The organism is Telmatospirillum siberiense, assembly GCF_002845745.1.
Lineage (GTDB): Bacteria > Pseudomonadota > Alphaproteobacteria > Rhodospirillales > Magnetospirillaceae > Telmatospirillum > Telmatospirillum siberiense.
Genome location: NZ_PIUM01000050.1, coordinates 12,118 through 28,704 on the forward strand (window position 1 = coordinate 12,118; position 16,587 = coordinate 28,704).

A 16,587-nucleotide genomic window follows, 5' to 3' on the forward strand; every position below is an offset into this window, starting at 1 on the left:
CGCGTCTAACGATATCGGCGTGTCGGTTGAAAATTATCCATGGGTTGAATTGCAGTTGGGCAAATGCAATTCTTATAAGCCGTATTCCACATCCTTTAGTATGTTCGGCCTTTCCATGGAATTGCGAATGAAATCGGCGACAAGGATTTCGGTGGTCTATCTGGCCTTCTCCGTCGCTTGGATCGGCGGATCGGATTGGGCCCTGTCGCTCTTGTTCCCGTCGCATTTCCCCCTGATCAGTCTTTATAAAGGGTGGGTTTTCGCCCTGGTGACGGCTCTTCTGCTTTATGGGTTGATGCGCCGCGAGGCCGCCAAAAGGGATCGGGTCGAACGGGAACTCCGCTCCCTGGCCGTCTATGATTCCCTGACCGGTCTTCTCAATCGCAACTGCTTCATCGAAAATCTAGACAAGGCCATTGCCCTGGCGGAGCGGGACGGTTCGCCGCTTGGCGTTCTGTTTATGGATCTCGACGGCTTCAAGGAAGTCAACGATCGCTTCGGCCATCAAGTCGGCGACGAATTGCTGATCGAAGTCGGTAAGCGGTTGCTCTTCTTGACCCGTTCGGCGGACAGCGCGGCGCGGTTCGGCGGCGATGAGTTCGTTCTTCTGGTCCACAATGACGCGAAAGGCACTGAAACACTGGCCTCGCGTCTCGTCGAGGCCATGCGGGCACCATTTTTCTTGCGCTCGGGGGAAGTCAGAACCACTGCGAGCGTCGGATATGCGCTGTTCCCCGAGCATGGGCGGCAAAGTCGGGCCTTGCTGCGGGCGGCCGATATGGCGATGTACAAGGTTAAGGATTCCGGCAAGAACGATGCCGGCGCCCCGCCGTCGGTCGAGGGTACCTCTTGCGGTTGATATCCCAGATTGAAGGCGTCGGAATGGTTTCTTGAGAGTCGGGGGAAAAATAATTCCGCGCGAAAATTTTTCCAAAACCTCAGAACGACAGTCAGGATTGAGCGGGGGCGATCGACCCATATCGGGACTTATGCGCACCCAACATGCAGGATGCAAAAAATGTATATGAATTTCCGATAATCTAGAGGAGATCGGGGCGTCTGGAGGGGCGATCGTTCCGGCAATGGCGTTTTCATGCCCGTGGTGAAATGCCCGAGTAATTGATTCTAGGAAGCACCGCTGAGCGCGGATTCCGGTACGTTTTCTGCAATAGTCACAATATTTTTGTGGATGAATTCCCCTTAATCTGGTAGGCACATTGCGTCTGTCGACAGTGAAGTCGACGCGGATCTGCTTTGACGATCCAATCGCCTGCCTTTCGGCGGACCTGGTTGTATCGTTTCCCACTGGAGACGTTCATGTCGAACTCTGCCGTCAGCACCAAGAATTCGGCACTCCCACCTAAAACATCGGCCTATTTGGATTGGCTGCAGATGTTGTCCGGGGCTGCGCTGATTATATTTATGTGGACTCACCTTTGCCTGGTTTCCAGCGTCATCATCAGTCCCGCTGTGATGGACGCCATCGCCTGGTTCTTCGAGGCGACCGGCTTGGTTTATGTCTTCGGTCCAGGAATTTTCCTGATCTTTCTTCTGCATTTCGTTCTCGCCGCCCGGAAGATTCCATGGGTCACCAGGCAGCAGACGGCGATGTGGGACAATGCCAAGCGGATGCAGCATCAGGATACCTGGCTGTGGATCGTCCAGGCGGGAACCGCCATGGTCATCCTCATCATGGGGGCCGCCCATATCTGGGTGGTGTTGACTGATCTGCCGATCACCGCCGCCAAAAGCGCCGCCCGTATCCAAGGGGGTGCGTGGCTGGTCTATTATCTCGTGCTGCTGCCTCTGGTTGAACTTCATGTGGGTATCGGGTTCTACCGGATCGCGGTGAAGTGGGGATTCCTGTCCCGCGCCCGCCGCAAGGGATTCCACGCCAAGGAAAACATGCTGACCATCATCATGATCAGCATCGGCGTGGTCACTTTGGCGCGCTTCATGTTCCTCACCATTCATTAAGGAAACGATCATGCAGATCTTCCAAACCGACCTTCTGTGCATCGGGGCGGGCCTGGCGGGCGAGCGGGTCGCCATCGAAGCGGCGGGGAACGGCTTTTCGGTCGTCTGTCTGTCGTTGGTTCCGGCAAGGCGATCCCATTCTTCGGCGGCGCAAGGCGGCATGCAGGCGGCGCTGGGAAATTCGGCGATGGGCGAGGGCGATTGCCCGGACGTGCATTTCACCGACACCGTGAAGGGCTCCGACTGGGGTGCCGACCAGGAGGTGGCGCGTATTTTCGTCGACAATGCGCCAATCGCCATGCGTCAGATGGCATTCTGGGGAGTGCCGTGGAGCCGTGTCGTTCCCGGCGAGCAGACCTATTACAAGGGCGGCAAGCCCTTCACCGCGGTTGAAAAGAAAGAGAACGAGGGGTTGATCCACTCGCGCTCCTTCGGCGGGACGGCCAAATGGCGCACCTGTTATACCTCGGACGGGACCGGGCATTCGGTGCTGTTCGCGCTCGACAACCGGGCGGCGCAGCTGGGCGTGGACGTGCATGACAAGACCGAGGCCATCGCCCTCATTCATGATGGCGAAACCTGCCTCGGCGCCATCGTCCGCTGCCTGAAGACCGGCGAACTCCGCGCTTATCTGGCGCGGGCTACCCTGATCGCCAGCGGTGGCTTCGGCCGTCTCTATCGGGCGTCCACCAATGCGGTGATCAACGATGGCGGCGCTCATATCGCGGCTCTCGATACCGGTATCGTGCCGATCGGCAATCCCGAGGCGATCCAGTTCCATCCCACCGGCATCGTGCCGACGGATATTCTGGTGACCGAAGGCTGCCGTGGTGACGGTGGCACATTGCTCGACGTCAACCAGTATCGTTTCATGCCGGATTATGAACCCGAGAAGGCCGAATTGGCCTCCCGCGACGTGGTGTCCCGGCGGATGACCGAGCACATGCGGAAGGGATTGGGCGTCAAGAGCGCCTATGGCGACCATCTGTGGCTGGATATCCGCCATCTCGGCGCGCATCACATCAATACCAATCTGCGCGAAGTGAAGGATATCTGCGAAAATTTCCTGGGCGTCGATCCGATCAGCCAACTGGTCCCGGTGCGTCCGACCCAGCATTACTGCATGGCCGGCGTTCGGACCAACAAGGATGGCGCCGTCTATGGTCTGAAGGGACTGTTCTCGGCCGGCGAAGCGGCGTGCTGGGATATGCACGGCTTTAACCGTCTGGGCGGCAACTCCCTGTCGGAGACTGTGGTCGCCGGCATGGTGGTGGGCGCCAAGGTGGTCGAATTCCTGAAAGGCGCCGATACGGTGGTCAAGATGGGCGCCGTCCGTGACGTCTATGCCAAGCAGGAAAGCCGGATCAAGGATCTCATCGGCGGAACCCATGGCCGCGAAAACGCCTTCGCCGTTCGCGAGGAGATGCATGACGCGCTGATCAAGGGCGCCGGCATTTTCCGTAACGGCAAGGATCTCGCCGAATCCGTCGAGACCCTCAAGGGGACGCTGGCCCGGGCCAAGCGGGTCGGACTGGAATCCAACGGTATCGGCGCCAATCCGGAACTGGCCTTGGCCTTGAAGATCGAAGGCATGGTCAAGCTGGCCTTGTGTGTCACCCAGGGTGCCTTGATGCGCACCGAATCGCGTGGCGCCCATACCCGCGAGGACTATCCCGACCGGAACGACCGCGATTGGTTGAACCGGACCTTGGCAACCTGGAAAAGCGAGAGCGACGAATTGCCGACGCTGACCTATGAACCGGCCACGCCGTCCTTCGAATTGCCCCCCGGCGAGCGCGGCTACGGCGGAGGCAAGATCATTCCCATGGAAACCCCGCCCAAGTCGGGCAAGAAAAAAGCCTAGTGGAGCGAGGATCTGATCATGTCTAGAACCCTGACTTTCAATATCTTCCGCTTCAATCCGCAGGATCCGGACTCTCGGCCGCACCAGGAGGTGTTCACCCTGGATGAGACCGAGTCGATGACCTTGTTCATCGCGCTCAATCGCATCCGGGCCGAGCAGGATCCGTCGCTGCAGTTCGATTTTTGCTGCCGCGCGGGCATCTGCGGCGCTTGCGCCATGGTGATCAACGGCCGGCCCGGACTGGCCTGCCGCACCAAGACCCGCGATCTGCCCGACGAGATCACCTTGCTGCCGCTTCCGGCGTTCAAGCTCGTCGCCGATCTCTCGGTCGATACGGGAACCTGGTTCCGTCAGATGTATCAAAAGGTCGAGTCCTGGATTCATACGGACAAGGAGTTCGATCCGCACGCTCAGGAAGAGCGCATGGACAACGCCCTGGCCGAGGAAATCTACGAACTCGACCGCTGCATCGAATGCGGATGCTGTGTTGCCGCATGCGGCACGGCGATCATGCGGGAGGATTTTCTCGGGGCGGTCGCACTCAACCGTTTGGCCCGTTTCATCCTCGATCCCCGCGACGAGCGTACGACCCAGGCCTATTTCGACCTGGTCGGCACCGACGAGGGCATTTTCGGATGCATGGGGCTTTTGGCGTGCGAGGATGTTTGCCCCAAGCAGATCCCCTTGCAGGAGCAACTGGGCAAATTGCGCCGGAAGATGGCTTTGGCCGCCGTCAACCACATGCTGCCCAAGTTCCTGAAGCCCTTGGACTAAAAAGGAACGCCGCTCCTGGCGGGTGGTATCGAAAAAACGCAGCAATCCCTCGTTGGGTTGCTGCGTTTTTCTTAAGGCGAAGATCGATGGTGTCCCCGGCCGATCTATTCGCCGATTCCGTTTCGCCCCCGGTACTGTTCCACCAGGGCGAAAAATTTCTGCGGATCGAATGGTTTGGTCACATGGCCATCCATGCCTGCCGCCTGGCATTGCCGGACGTCCTCCTCGCTGGCTCCCGCCGTCATCGCGATGATCGGTAGGCAGCCCTTGCCGTCCGGCAAGGCCCTGATGGCCCTGGTCGCCTCCAGTCCATCCATGTCAGGCATTTGAACGTCCATCAGGACGGCGTCGAAGGTTCCTTCTTGCACAGCCTTTACGGCTTCCCGGCCATCTCCGGCGAAGCTGACCAGGTGGCCGAGGCGGGTCAGGAGGGCGCCCGCTACCTTTTGGTTGATGATGTTGTCGTCGGCGAGAAGGATCTTCATGTTGGAAAAGCGCTGTGTGTCAGGCGACCGATCGTTCACCATTATGATGATTCCCTCGTTTTTCCGCGCGCTGACAAGTCTACAATAGGGTTTGGTGATTTCTTAGGGAATTGTCGGGTTGGTTTCATTGGGGAATGGTCTTCTATATAGACCGCGCATCGGGATGGCGTCTCTTCGTTTAATATGTGAGTATGCGAAAAGGGGGCGTTGGATTTCCTGGGGGCTCTCGCCATGGGCTTATCCTGCCAATCAGCTCTTATGCCAAACCGGAAAGACGCCGGAAAGCCGTTGACCTGAACGGGCTTTGTGGCAACGTCGCTTAAAATATTTCAAGCCAGATGGGATTAGCCATGGCTGATGATAAACAGACCGCCGCTCTATCCACCGACAGCATAGCTTCCGGTCCGGCTTCAAGCGAAGTCCTTCCGGTCCCCGAACGACAAATCGTCCCGACGCCGACCGACCGCTTCGGAGAGGAGCGGGCGGGTGAGAGCGATGGCGTCTGGCGTATCCGGGTGACCTACGGCTCGGCCAGCCTGGCCAGTCTGGCGTGGCTTGCGGTCTGTTTTACCTATGTGGATAAGGCGCTGGGTTGGGGCAACCTCTTCGATCTCCAGCCTCCTGAGTTTGGTGGCGCGGTGGGCGCGGCGGTCATGCCTTTGGCCATTCTCTGGCTGGTCATCGCTTTTCTGGACCGCGGCGCCATCTTGAAGCGCGAGGCGGCGGAACTGCGACGTTATCTCGATCGGCTGACCTATCCGGTGGAGGGGGCGGAAGGGCGCATCGCGGCAGTCAGCGAATCCCTTCGTCGTCAGGCGGCCGAATTGACCCAGGTGTCGGACCTCGCCGTGCAAAAGGCCGAGCAGGTGCGTCTGGATCTTTACAGACAGACGGAGAATCTGAACACCCTGGCGGCCCGCGTCGGCAATGACACCCAGCGGGTGGTCGACGGCCTGAAAAGTGAGATCGAGGCCTTGGGCCGTTGCACCGAAGGCGCCATGCAACGCATCGTCGAGGTGCGATCGGTGACCCAGGACCTGATTGCCGCCACCGACGAAGCGGCGACACAGGCCAAGGACTTCGGAACCGGCATGGGGGTGCAGATCGAACGCCTGGAAACAGTGACCAGCGCGACGGCCAAGCAGGCCGACCAAGCCAATGCCGATGTTCAACGTGCCGTTGAAAGTCTTGGCCGAGCCATCGGCACTGCGAGCGGGCGCGTCGAGGAACTGGGGCGTGTGGTCGGAGCTCAGTCCGAACTGATCACCACCGTGGTCGACCGGTCCTCGCAGCGCGCGATCGATGTCACGGACGAATTGAAGCGCCGGGCCGATGCGCTGGATCAGCTTTTCAGCCGGCAGAACGTCGATCTGTCCGCGGCCTCCGGCCGTCTGACCGAGCAAGCCGGGCGGATTACGGTCGCCCTGGAACAGCAGGCCGCCGGACTTGATCAGGTAACCGAACGCGTACTGGCTCGCGTCAAGATCGTCGAAGAGGGACTTGGCGTTCAGACCCGCGAACTTTCTTCGGCCTCCGACCAGGCGATGGTGCGGTTCCGCGAGCTTTCGGAACTGATGGCCCGCCATGTCGAATCGCTTCGCTCCGCCGCCGACGATGCCAGTCAGCAATTGGGGGATGTGGGGGAGGTCTTTCTGCAGCGGAAGGACGAAGTGGACACTTCGGCCGATCGGGCGATTGCCCGGATTCGCGAGGCCGGCGAGGCTTTCTCCGGCCAGAACCGCGTTCTGACGGCGGCTTCCGATCAGATGGGCGTGCGGGCGCGCGAATTGAACGACGCCTTGCGGGCGCATGTCGAGGAACTGAACCGCGCCGCTGAAAAAGCCGGCGTTCAGGCCGAGGCCATTCGCCAGAGCCTGCGCGGACAAGCGGAGGAATTGGCCGATATCGCCAATCTGGTTTCGACGCAGACCAAGTTGAGCGAGGCTTCGCTCGGCCAGCAGGCGCGGCATCTGCATTCGACGTCGGAACAGATCATGGCCAGGGTCAAGAACGTCGCCGACGTTCTGCGCCAGAATGTCAACGATCTGGTCGCGGTTTCCAGCCGCGTCGGGGCTGAGCTGCAGTCGGCCGGCGAGGTCTTGCGTTTGAGAAGCGAGGACGTCGCCTCCGCTTCGCAGCGCGCCATTGAGGACGTGCAGCAGGTCTCCGACGTTTTCGACGATCGCAGCGCCCATTTGAGCGTTTCCGCCGAGCAGGCCGGCAGTCGGTTGCGCCTGGTGGGCGAGGATCTGCGCCGGCAGACCGAAGTCATTGTTGCCGCGTCCGATCAGGCCGAGGCCGGCATGGCCGGTGTCGGTCAGACCTTGCGCGCCCAGGCCGGAGATTTGGGCCGCATCGCCGAAGACTCTTCGGAACTGCTGAAAGCGTTCGGTCAGCAGTTGCGGCAAAACGCCGTCGAACTCGGCGACACGGTGCAGCAGGCGCAACTGCAGGCGCGCGCGTCCGGCGATTCCTTGCGCCAGGTGGCTCGGGAATTCGAAGAAACCGCCGGCAAGACGACGGCTCAGGTCATTACCACCGCCGATCAGCTCAAAAGCGGCATCCGGGATCTCGCGGCATCCTCCGACCGCATCAGCGCCCAGGTGCGCGGAGCCGGGGAAAGCCTGCGCCGCCAGTCGCAGGAATTGGCGGAGGCGACGGAACACACCTCGACCCAGTTGGAAAGCGTCTTCGAGATGCTCCGCCAGAAGTCGGGCGATCTGGGGATGACCGGGGAACGCCTGTCGCACCACGCCGAAACTCTTGTCCAGACGTTCGCCCGACAGTCCGAGGATCTGGTGAACGCCTCGAAGCTGGCGGAAAACCAAGCTGAACAGCTTGAGCAGAATCGCAGCAACGTCAATGTCGAGAATTTCCTCCAGACTGCGGCCTATGTCGTCGAAAAGCTGCAATCCCTGTCGGTCGATATCAGCCGTATCTTCCAGTCGGGCATCGACGACAAGACATGGCGCGAATTCCATTCCGGCGATCAGTCCGTCTTCCTGCGCAAGATTTTGAAGAATCTCGACCGCCACCAGATCGCCGCCATCCGGACGCGTTACGAGGAGGACGGCCAGTTCCGCGATTATGTGAACCGGTACCTGGCCGAGTTCGAAACGCTGCTCAATCAGGCCCGCGCCGCAGACCGCGCGGATGTCCTGACCGGGACGTTCACCAGTGCCGAGGTCGGCAAGCTGTATCTGGTTCTGGCGCGGGCTCTGGGACGCCTGGAATAGGAGCGGAGTTCTTCATCCGCTCGTAGGCCGCCAGGGCGCGAAGCCTGGCGGCGCCGTGCTCGACGATGGGGGTGGGATAATCTTTTCCCAAACGGAGCCCGGCTTTGGCCAGGACCTCCGCCGAGGCCTCCCACGGGCGGTGGATGACGTTGTCGGGCAGTCCCCCCAGTTCTGGGATCCAGCGTCGGATGTAGCGTCCGTGCGGATCGAATTTTTCACCCTGGAGGACCGGGTTGAAAATCCTGAAATAGGGAGCCGCATCCAAGCCGCAACCGGCGACCCATTGCCATCCCCCCGCATTGCTGGCGGGGTCGGCATCGACCAATGTGTCCCAAAACCACGCTTCGCCCCTTTGCCACGGGATCAGCAAATCCTTGACCAGGAAGGAGGCGACGATCATGCGCAGCCGGTTGTGCAGCCAGCCGGTTTCCCACAGCGCCCGCATGCCGGCATCGACGATGGGATAGCCGGTGCGCCCGTGCGTAAAGGCCTGCCAGGCGGCTTCGTCGGTTGCCCAGGGGAAGTTCTGAAATTCCCCGCGCTGCGGTTGGCTGGCCAGATCCGGTGCGTGATACAGGGTGTGATGGCAGAATTCCCTCCACCCCAACTCCCGCAGAAAGCTCTCCGTCGGATGACATCCCGCGGTCCGCGCGGCATACCACACCTGCCGGGGGCTGATCTCTCCGAAGGCCAAATGGGGTGATAGCCGCGATGTCGCATCCTGATCCGGATGATCGCGTCTTTGCGCATAGCAGCACAGTCCATCCTCCAGAAAGTCGGCGAGGCGTGCGCCGGCGGCGTCTTCACCCGGCGTCCAGGCCGTGGCGATGCCGCCTGACCAGTCGGGTTTTTCGGGTGGGAGACGCCAGTCGGCGAGAGCGTCGGAGGCCATGTCCGCGTGTGTCATGAGTTCCCTCGGTCGGGGAAGCGGACGCGGCGGATCGGGGAGGGTGAGGCAACAACGCCAGAAGGGAGTGAAAATCCGAAAGGGCTGTCCATTGCGGTTGCGGACAGTCCGGGGATCGAACAGCAGGGAACCGGTGAACGATTCCACCTGGATGCCTTCTGAAACCAGGGCAGAGGTGATCTTGCAGTCCTTCCCGGTTTCCATGCGGTCGTAACGGCGGTTCCATAACACCGTACGGGCGCCACTTTCCCGCGCCAGACACAGCAGGACGTCGCTTGCCCGTCCGCGTCGCAAAATCAGCTTGCTTCCCATGCCGGTTAATTCCCGGCAGAGCGCCTTGAGACTGTGATGGAGCCACCATCGCGCGGCGCCGCCCAACGGACGAGGCGCGTCCTCTTCGAGGATATAGAGCGGAATGATCGGCTGGCCGCGTTGGGCCGCTTCGCTCAAGGCGGGATTGTCGACGACACGTAAATCGCGGCGGAACCATACGATGATGGGCGCATTGGGATCGAGAGGTAAACCGGTGGTCTGAGCGGGCAATGTTTTGTCCCTCAAGGCTAAATCCCTCTCCATCTTGGGTGGGGGAGGGCCGCCTTCAACCTCAGCCTTGGGGTTGGATGTTTCCGAGGGCGGTCTCTATCGCGTCCGCAACTGCGGAGAGGGGGATGAATTCCATGCCGCTGTCGCCGAATGACTGTGCGCGCAAGATGGTCAGGTGCGGCGTGACCGGCGCGAACTTGTCCGGCGATGTCGGTCCGAACAGGGAAATGAGGGGGACCTCGGCGGTGGCCATCATATGTCCCGTGCCGCTGTCGTTGGCGACGGCCACGGCCAGACGGCGCGCCAGCGCGATGGTCAGCAGCGGCGTCGCCGCGTAATCCAGAGGCAAGAGCGCGCCGGGAACGGCGTCGCGGATCTCGTCCTCCCACTGCCGTTCCGCAGGGCCGAGAAAGACGACCGGTACACGGCCCGCCTTGACCTGGCGCATCGCCAAGGCGATGTAATTTTCCAATGGCCAGCATTTATGTTTGCCGCCGGCTCCCGGCGCGAGGCCGACGTAAACCGGCCCGTCGGGAAGCCGCCGTTCGGCCTCGGTTTCCATGCGGTCGTCGAGCCGCAAAGGAGCGTTCGGCAAAGCAGGCCGACCGGAGGCCAACTCAACCAGGGTCAGCATCTGGCGGATCATCGAAGATTGTTTCGCCATCCCGGCGGCGGGACACTGATCGGACAGATGCCAGTCGGCGCTTGCCGACAGGAAACGTCCATGCCGGATGCGCTTGACGATCAGGGTGGTCAGCACGCGCCGCTGCGAATCGAGGACCAGATCGAAGCGGCGTCCTTTCAGCGGACGCGGCAGCAACAACTCCCACCAACGATTGCCGATATGGGCGTCTTCGATGACTTCGTCCACCAGGCCCTCGATCAACGGGGCAAGGGCGCCGGCATAGACCGTCTTGCCCTGACCGGCCAGCCAGGTGATGCGCGCCGATGGAAACGCGGCACGTAAGGCGCGCAGGAAGGGCAGTTTCATCAGGCCGTCGCCCACGAGATCGAGACCGACGTAAACAAGAACGGACAGGGGCTGATCGACCATGCTTCTGAAAGAATTATTGTCAACGGAGCGTCAGGGTACTCATCCCGAAGGCCCAGGGCAACCGCTGCCGGCGTTATTTTCCAATAGACCGCCCGCAAGCAAGGGGACGAGCGAGCTTGCCGGCTTTCCGCCTCGTCGTTACTGTGGGCGCTGTTCTCGTTTTTTTCCGATCGGTGCCCTTTTCGTGTCGTTTCGCACCCGCCTGACCTCTCCCGCCGTGATCATGATACTGCCGCCCCTATTCTGGGCGGGGAACGCCATTGCCGGCCGCATGGCCGTCGGGCAATTGCCTCCGATCGCCCTGGCGTTTTGGCGTTGGCTGTTCGCCCTGCTGATCGTTCTGCCGTTCGGATTGCCGAAGATGATGGCGCAATGGAACGAAGTGCGCCATCGCTGGAAAGTCCTGGCTTTGATCGCTCTTTTCAGCGTCACCGCCTACAACACGCTGCTCTATGTCGCCTTGACCAGCACGACGGCGGTGAACGCGACCTTGGTCAGCGCCGCCATTCCGGTGGCCATCGTCCTGCTTTCCTGGCTGTGGCTGGGCGAGAAGGTTGGCCTGAGTCAGAGTCTGGGGATCGCCATTTCCTTGAGTGGGGTGGTCCTGGTCATTACCCGCGGTGATCCCGGAAACCTGCAAACGCTGGGCCTGGAACCCGGGGATTTCTGGGTGTTGGCCGCCGTGGTCAGTTGGGCGATCTATTCCGTACTGTTGCGCCGCTATCCACCCGGTCTTTCGCCATTGGCCTTGCTGACGGTGCAGATGATTCTGGGATGGTTGTTCCTGACGCCCTTCTATCTTTGGGAACTGACCACCGGCCAAGCCTTCCTATTGACGGTTCAAAGCGCCGGACTGATCGCCTTCGTGGCGATCTTTCCTTCGATTCTGGCCTATCACTTGTGGAATCAGGGGGTGGCGAGCCTAGGGGCCAATCTCGCAGGTCAATACACTTATCTCATTCCGATCTTCACCGCGCTGCTGGCGGTTTTTTTCCTGGATGAGCCCTTCCGCTGGTTTCATGCCGCCGGATTGGTGACGATCATCGGAGGTATCCGGTTGGCGTCCAAATCATGAAACCTCCCCGCCGTCTTCGGCGGGGAGGTTTCTCCCGGATGTCAGGCCTTGACGTCGAGATGTTGATTGAGGGCGGTCAATGTGTCAGCGGAGGCCGCCGCCACGGCTTCGGCGGTCTTGGCGGCCAAATCCTCGACACCGGCCATGGCGTCGAGAACCTGCAGTCTCATGCCGTTGATGGCGATCCTGTCGGCGACGGGGTGATAGGGGATGCTGGCGGCGGTATCGACGACGTCCTTGGCGGTGCTCAGTCCTTCGCGGGCAACGTCGAAGGTCGCCGCTACGCTGGAGATGCCTTCACTGCCCTGGGATAAGACGGCCACCGCCGGCTGCAAAAAGCCAACGCTGGCCGGGATGGACTGGGCCACTCCCGCCGCCTCGGAGGCCAGTTCCTTGGCGCGGGTGGCATTGCCGGACGCGTAAGCGGTGTTGGCCTCGCGTTGCAGCTCATGCAGCCTTAGATAGGCGCTGCGCAGCTTTCCCACGGTTTCGTTTCGCTGTTGTTCGGTCAGGTCGTTGCTTCTCTGTTCGTCGCGATTTCCATCGTCTTCAGGGGAGAACTTGTCCTGCGACGAATCCGCGGCCCGGATCGGAGTCTCGGCAAGGCTTGGCGGAGGGGGCGGGGCGACCGGCGGTGTCGGCGTGATCTGCTGGCGTATCGGATCGAGCGGCAGCGGCGTCTGCTGAACGGGTGTGATCATCGGTCCACTCCATTTCCAGATGAAAAGGCAGAGCTGGAAGTTTCCTCATTCATCTGCGTGAATGTTCCGCGCGACTGGTGCCTTGTCGGCATTGCCAATGCATGTCGTCATGTGAATGATACGGATCGTCACCTGCATATCGGGCGGTGTAATTCGCCAAATCCGCTCGGATATTCGGTGAACCATTCGAATGGTTCAATGCGACGCGGTAGCCCGAGCGGCGTCTGAGCCCCGCCGAAGCCGGAGGCGAAGGCGTCGTTTATGCCAGGACTCCGAACTCGGGTTTCGATTTTGTTAACATCGGCGTCATGGCCGTGCGCATCTACGCCTATCTGAGTTCATCTGTGTTTATCTGTGCTCCTTTGGACAAGTCCCCGGTCCCGGGCCGGGCCATCGGGAGCAGCTCGATTGGCCCCGGGATTACCCATCGGAATCGATCATAAGGAAACACAGATCAGTTCCGATGAACGCAGATGAACACAGATGGAATTTGTCGGTTCCAACCGTTTATTAGCCTGGATTCGCTGCCCTATCGGTTATGCTTCTAATATTGAGATCCATCCAAACGAATCACAATATTAGAGTTCCTCGCGATCGAGGACCATCACGGTTCTCGATCCGCGGATGATCGTTCCCAGCAGTCCGGAACTGCGTGGCAGAATGGCTTCCGCGTAATGCCAGGCGGTTTTGAGTTTGGTGCGGTAAAATCCCTGGTCGGTGTCCGTTTCAGCGGCCCGGATCACCGCAAGCCGGGCGGCACGCGCCATTTCATGCCCGCCGAGCACGGTTCCCAGCAGCAGCAGCAGCGGCACGCCCGCGGCGGCGGCCTGGCGGGGGTCCTCGGCGGCGACGTCTTGCAGCCATCGGCTGGCCCGATGGGCATCGCCGACGGCGCGGTTCAAGGCGTTGCCGATATCCTGAAGGATCGGATCGTCATGTTGGGCGAGCTCTCGCGCGGTTTTCCCGGCGTCGTCCAGGCTGCGGTCCAGCGTGAGGCCGCCATCCTTCAGGATCTTGCGATTGATCAGGTCGTTGGCCTGGATGCCGGTGGTTCCCTCGTAAATCGTGGTGATGCGGGCGTCGCGCAGATGTTGTGCCGCGCCCGTCGATTCGATGTAGCCCGTCCCTCCGTGGATCTGCACGCCTGTCGAGGCAATCTCGAATCCGCGTTCCGTGCACCATCCCTTGACGATGGGGTTGAGCAGTTCGGCATAACGTTTCGCGGCGTCGCGTTCGGCCGGAAGAGGATGGGCCTGCGCCCTGTCGAGGGCCGCCGCGGCCAGATAGGCGAGCGCCCGCATGGCCTCGATTTCCGCCTTCATTCCCATCAACATGCGACGGACATCCGGGTGGTCGACGATGGCGCTCGGTGCCGAACACCCGATGGGCCGCCCCTGGATTCGTTCCTGCGCATAGGCGCGGGCTTGTTGATAGGCCCGTTCGGCGATGGCCAAGCCCTGCAGCCCGACATTGAGACGCGCATGGTTCATCATCACGAACATATATTCGAGACCGCGGTTCTCATCGCCGATCAGGAAGCCAATCGCACCTTCTTTCTCTCCAAAGGATAAGACCGCCGTCGGACTGGCATGGATACCCAATTTGTGTTCGAGCGATAGGCATTGGACGTCGTTCCGCCGGATCGTCTTGCCGTCGTCGCCGATCAGCATCTTGGGAACGGCGAAGAGGGAAATTCCCTTGACGCCCACCGGTGCGTCGGGCGTCCGTGCGAGGACCAGATGGATGATGTTTTCGGTCAGGTCGTGATCGCCATAAGTAATGAAGATCTTCTGGCCCGAGACCAGATAGTGCCCGTCCTTGCGGACCGCCTTGGTCCGGATGGCTCCCAGGTCCGAGCCGGCGGCCGCCTCGCTCAGATTCATCGTTCCCGCCCATTCACCGGAAACCAGGCGTGGCAGGTATTTCGCCTGCAACGCTTCGTCGCCGCAGGTCCGGATGGCGTTGATGGCGCCCTGGGTCAGCATCGGGCATAACGAAAAAGCCATGTTGGCGGCCTGCCACATCTCGCTGACGGCGGCATCGACCACCCCCGGCAGTCCCATTCCCCCGAATTCCTGTGGACAGGAAAGCCCGATCCAGTTGCCCTCCGTCAGCGTGCGGTACGCTTGGCGCCAGCCATCGGGAGTTTTGACGGTTCCGTTTTCCCGTCGGATTCCCTGCTGATCGCCCGTCTGATTGAGGGGAGCCAGGACCTGCGAAGCGATCCGTCCTGCCTCATCGAGGACGCTTTGCACCACATCGGACGTCGCGTCCTCGAAACCCGGCAATCCGGCGATTTCATCCAGGCCGGCCAATTCCCGTAGGACGAAGGTGATGTCGCGAAGGGGCGGACTGTAGGGCGTCATGGGCGGCTGTCTCCGTTATTGGATTGCGACGGTGCCGGGTTGGGTCTTGAACGTCACGGGGGAGGTTAACAAAGGTGGCTCGCTCTGTCTCCCCTATCTGAGGTTGTGGAGCTGGTTTGGAAATACGCTAAGTATTTACCTGTTTTGCGGATTCGAATAATCCGCCCTTGAAATGTTGTTTGATCCACCCTTATTATGTTGCATCGCAGCATTTGGTGGAAAGCCATAGTCACCTTATGGTTGCAGAGAAGATTTGTTCATTTCAAATGTGAGAATCATGAATTTTTTTTCAATTTTTGATTGTCGTATTTGAAGGGTAAAACGCCAAAGGAAAGGTCTTTTCGTGAGGATTGATCGTTTTTTGGTGTGATGGAGTTGTAACACATATGTTCTGGGGATCTTTGTCGCAGCGGACCGCCAATGTCTTGCCGGTACCGTCGGAGACCCAACAGCCTCTCGCCATCGCTTTGCAGGGTGGCGGCGCTTATGGCGCCTATGCCTGGGGCGTCCTTGATCGGGTGCTTGAGGAAGAGGATCTTCCCATCGCCGGATTCAGCGGTGCCAGCGCCGGAGCCATCAATGCGGTGGTGGCGGCCTGGGGACTATTGGAAGGAGGACGCGCCGGTGCCCGCGATGCGTTGCGGCGGTTGTGGACGTCGGTGGGGAAGATGTCGCTGCTGAGCCCGCTCGGCCTGCCGGGCGCCAGTCTTCAATTCGACCTGTTGACCCGAGTGATCTCGCCTTATCTGTTCAATCCCTTGAATATCAATCCATTGCGCGATTTGCTGGTTGATATGGTGGATTTCGAGCGTCTGTCGGCCGACGGCCGGATCCCGTTGTTCATTTCCGCCACCAACGTGAACACGGGCGAGCAGCGTATCTTCCGCGAGGAGGAGATCTCGGTCGACGTTCTCATGGCTTCGTCCTGCATTCCCTATCTTTCCCAGGCGGTGGTGATCGATGGGCAGCCCTATTGGGACGGTGGATTCTCGGCCAACCCGCCGATTTTACCGCTGGTGCTGGAAACGGCTTGCCGATCCCTGTTGCTCGTCAAGCTGACGGCCGATGACGAGCCCGATCTGCCGAAGGCGGCACCTGAGATCTTCGCCAGGCTGAAGAGGATACTGTTCAATGCCCCCTTGCTGCGTGATCTCGATGCCCTGACCGAGATGCAGAAGCTTCTGCATCGCACCAGTCCCCTGCCGGCTGATTTGTTGCGGCTACGCGACCTGGCGTTGCACAAGATCACCATCGACCATGCCTTTTTCGGCGCCACAAGCGGATCGGCGTTCGATCCCAAGCCCGCAATGATCGCGAAACTCTTCGATGCGGGCCGGGCCGCGGCCGAGGAGAGCGCCGACGTCTGGATGCCGGCCATCGTTCCCGAGAGTTTGGCCGAAGCCCGTCACTGATCAGAACAATCGGGTGTCCCCGATTGTTCTGGTTTAAATTCTTAGCCACTCGGTTGCCGGGCGGCGGACATCCGTCCGCCTCGGGCTTCCTTCGCTAAAGCTTCGGGGATCGCGGTAGGGACGCTCATTGCTGAGCGCCCCCCGCACAGATCCGTACGTGCGGCTTTCCCGCATACGGCTCCCACCTCGGGTA

General features: G+C 60.6%; 12 protein-coding genes. 7 read left to right on the forward strand and 5 right to left on the reverse strand.

Translation table 11 applies throughout. The annotated features are described in order from the left end of the window. Positions 1-127: 127 nt before the first annotated feature. From CWS72_RS25920 to CWS72_RS25935, 4 genes are all read left to right on the forward strand, one after another. A complete protein-coding gene (locus tag CWS72_RS25920; RefSeq protein WP_158240828.1) occupies positions 128-859 on the forward strand; it encodes a GGDEF domain-containing protein in 732 nt (243 codons plus the stop codon). Between the two features lie 563 nt (positions 860-1,422). Then, positions 1,423-1,977, forward strand: coding sequence for a succinate dehydrogenase/fumarate reductase transmembrane subunit (locus CWS72_RS25925; RefSeq protein ID WP_199175999.1), 555 nt, complete (start codon positions 1,423-1,425; stop codon positions 1,975-1,977). A 10-nt stretch (positions 1,978-1,987) separates the two neighbouring features. Next, complete coding sequence (locus tag CWS72_RS25930) at positions 1,988-3,841, forward strand: fumarate reductase flavoprotein subunit (RefSeq protein WP_101253567.1); 1,854 nt, start codon at positions 1,988-1,990, stop codon at positions 3,839-3,841. 18 nt (positions 3,842-3,859) lie between these two features. Then, complete coding sequence (locus tag CWS72_RS25935) at positions 3,860-4,615, forward strand: fumarate reductase iron-sulfur subunit (RefSeq protein ID WP_101253568.1); 756 nt, start codon at positions 3,860-3,862, stop codon at positions 4,613-4,615. Between the two features lie 104 nt (positions 4,616-4,719). Here CWS72_RS25935 and CWS72_RS25940 read toward each other — a convergent pair whose 3' ends face one another. Then, positions 4,720-5,142, reverse strand: coding sequence for a response regulator (locus CWS72_RS25940; RefSeq protein ID WP_101253569.1), 423 nt, complete (start codon positions 5,140-5,142; stop codon positions 4,720-4,722). A 308-nt stretch (positions 5,143-5,450) separates the two neighbouring features. On the opposite strand from CWS72_RS25940, the gene CWS72_RS25945 reads away from it, so the two are divergent. Beyond that, positions 5,451-8,336, forward strand: coding sequence for a hypothetical protein (locus CWS72_RS25945; RefSeq protein WP_241911894.1), 2,886 nt, complete (start codon positions 5,451-5,453; stop codon positions 8,334-8,336). On the opposite strand, the gene CWS72_RS25950 is transcribed toward CWS72_RS25945, so the two are convergent. Next, positions 8,272-9,801 (reverse strand): cryptochrome/photolyase family protein, encoded by a 1,530-nt coding sequence (locus CWS72_RS25950; protein ID WP_241911895.1) that lies wholly within the window; start codon positions 9,799-9,801, stop codon positions 8,272-8,274. The genes CWS72_RS25945 and CWS72_RS25950 overlap by 65 nt on opposite strands. A 46-nt stretch (positions 9,802-9,847) precedes the next feature. Continuing rightward, positions 9,848-10,840, reverse strand: a complete 993-nt coding sequence (locus CWS72_RS25955) for a glycosyltransferase family 9 protein (RefSeq protein WP_101253572.1) — start codon at positions 10,838-10,840, stop codon at positions 9,848-9,850. Positions 10,841-11,024: 184 nt separating this feature from the next. Here CWS72_RS25955 and CWS72_RS25960 point away from each other — a divergent pair, with 184 nt between their 5' ends. Further along, positions 11,025-11,915 carry a DMT family transporter gene (locus CWS72_RS25960; RefSeq protein WP_158240829.1) on the forward strand — a complete coding sequence of 297 codons (891 nt, stop codon included), beginning with the start codon at positions 11,025-11,027 and terminating at the stop codon, positions 11,913-11,915. Between the two features lie 41 nt (positions 11,916-11,956). Here the strand turns inward: CWS72_RS25960 and CWS72_RS25965 are convergent, their stop codons facing one another. Together CWS72_RS25965 and CWS72_RS25970 are read right to left on the reverse strand one after the other, a co-directional pair. Further along, on the reverse strand, positions 11,957-12,616 hold the full coding sequence (locus CWS72_RS25965) for a hypothetical protein (protein WP_101253574.1): 660 nt from the start codon (positions 12,614-12,616) through the stop codon (positions 11,957-11,959). Positions 12,617-13,194: 578 nt separating this feature from the next. Then, positions 13,195-14,982 carry an acyl-CoA dehydrogenase gene (locus CWS72_RS25970; protein ID WP_101253575.1) on the reverse strand — a complete coding sequence of 596 codons (1,788 nt, stop codon included), beginning with the start codon at positions 14,980-14,982 and terminating at the stop codon, positions 13,195-13,197. A 386-nt stretch (positions 14,983-15,368) separates the two neighbouring features. Between CWS72_RS25970 and CWS72_RS25975 the strand changes: the two genes are divergently transcribed. Continuing rightward, entirely contained in the window at positions 15,369-16,394 is a 1,026-nt protein-coding gene (locus CWS72_RS25975) for a patatin-like phospholipase family protein (RefSeq protein WP_101253576.1), read from the forward strand. The last annotated feature ends 193 nt before the right edge of the window (positions 16,395-16,587 follow it).

Bases quoted from the DNA above. Each gene is read 5' to 3' on its own strand.
- CWS72_RS25920 (WP_158240828.1), top strand. From the start codon at position 128: ATGAAATCGGCGACAAGGATTTCGGTGGTCTATCTGGCCTTCTCCGTC.
- CWS72_RS25925 (WP_199175999.1), top strand. From the start codon at position 1,423: ATGTGGACTCACCTTTGCCTGGTTTCCAGCGTCATCATCAGTCCCGCT.
- CWS72_RS25930 (WP_101253567.1), top strand. From the start codon at position 1,988: ATGCAGATCTTCCAAACCGACCTTCTGTGCATCGGGGCGGGCCTGGCG.
- CWS72_RS25935 (WP_101253568.1), top strand. From the start codon at position 3,860: ATGTCTAGAACCCTGACTTTCAATATCTTCCGCTTCAATCCGCAGGAT.
- CWS72_RS25940 (WP_101253569.1), bottom strand. From the start codon at position 5,142: ATGGTGAACGATCGGTCGCCTGACACACAGCGCTTTTCCAACATGAAG.
- CWS72_RS25945 (WP_241911894.1), top strand. From the start codon at position 5,451: ATGGCTGATGATAAACAGACCGCCGCTCTATCCACCGACAGCATAGCT.
- CWS72_RS25955 (WP_101253572.1), bottom strand. From the start codon at position 10,840: ATGGTCGATCAGCCCCTGTCCGTTCTTGTTTACGTCGGTCTCGATCTC.
- CWS72_RS25965 (WP_101253574.1), bottom strand. From the start codon at position 12,616: ATGATCACACCCGTTCAGCAGACGCCGCTGCCGCTCGATCCGATACGC.
- CWS72_RS25970 (WP_101253575.1), bottom strand. From the start codon at position 14,982: ATGACGCCCTACAGTCCGCCCCTTCGCGACATCACCTTCGTCCTACGG.
- CWS72_RS25975 (WP_101253576.1), top strand. From the start codon at position 15,369: ATGTTCTGGGGATCTTTGTCGCAGCGGACCGCCAATGTCTTGCCGGTA.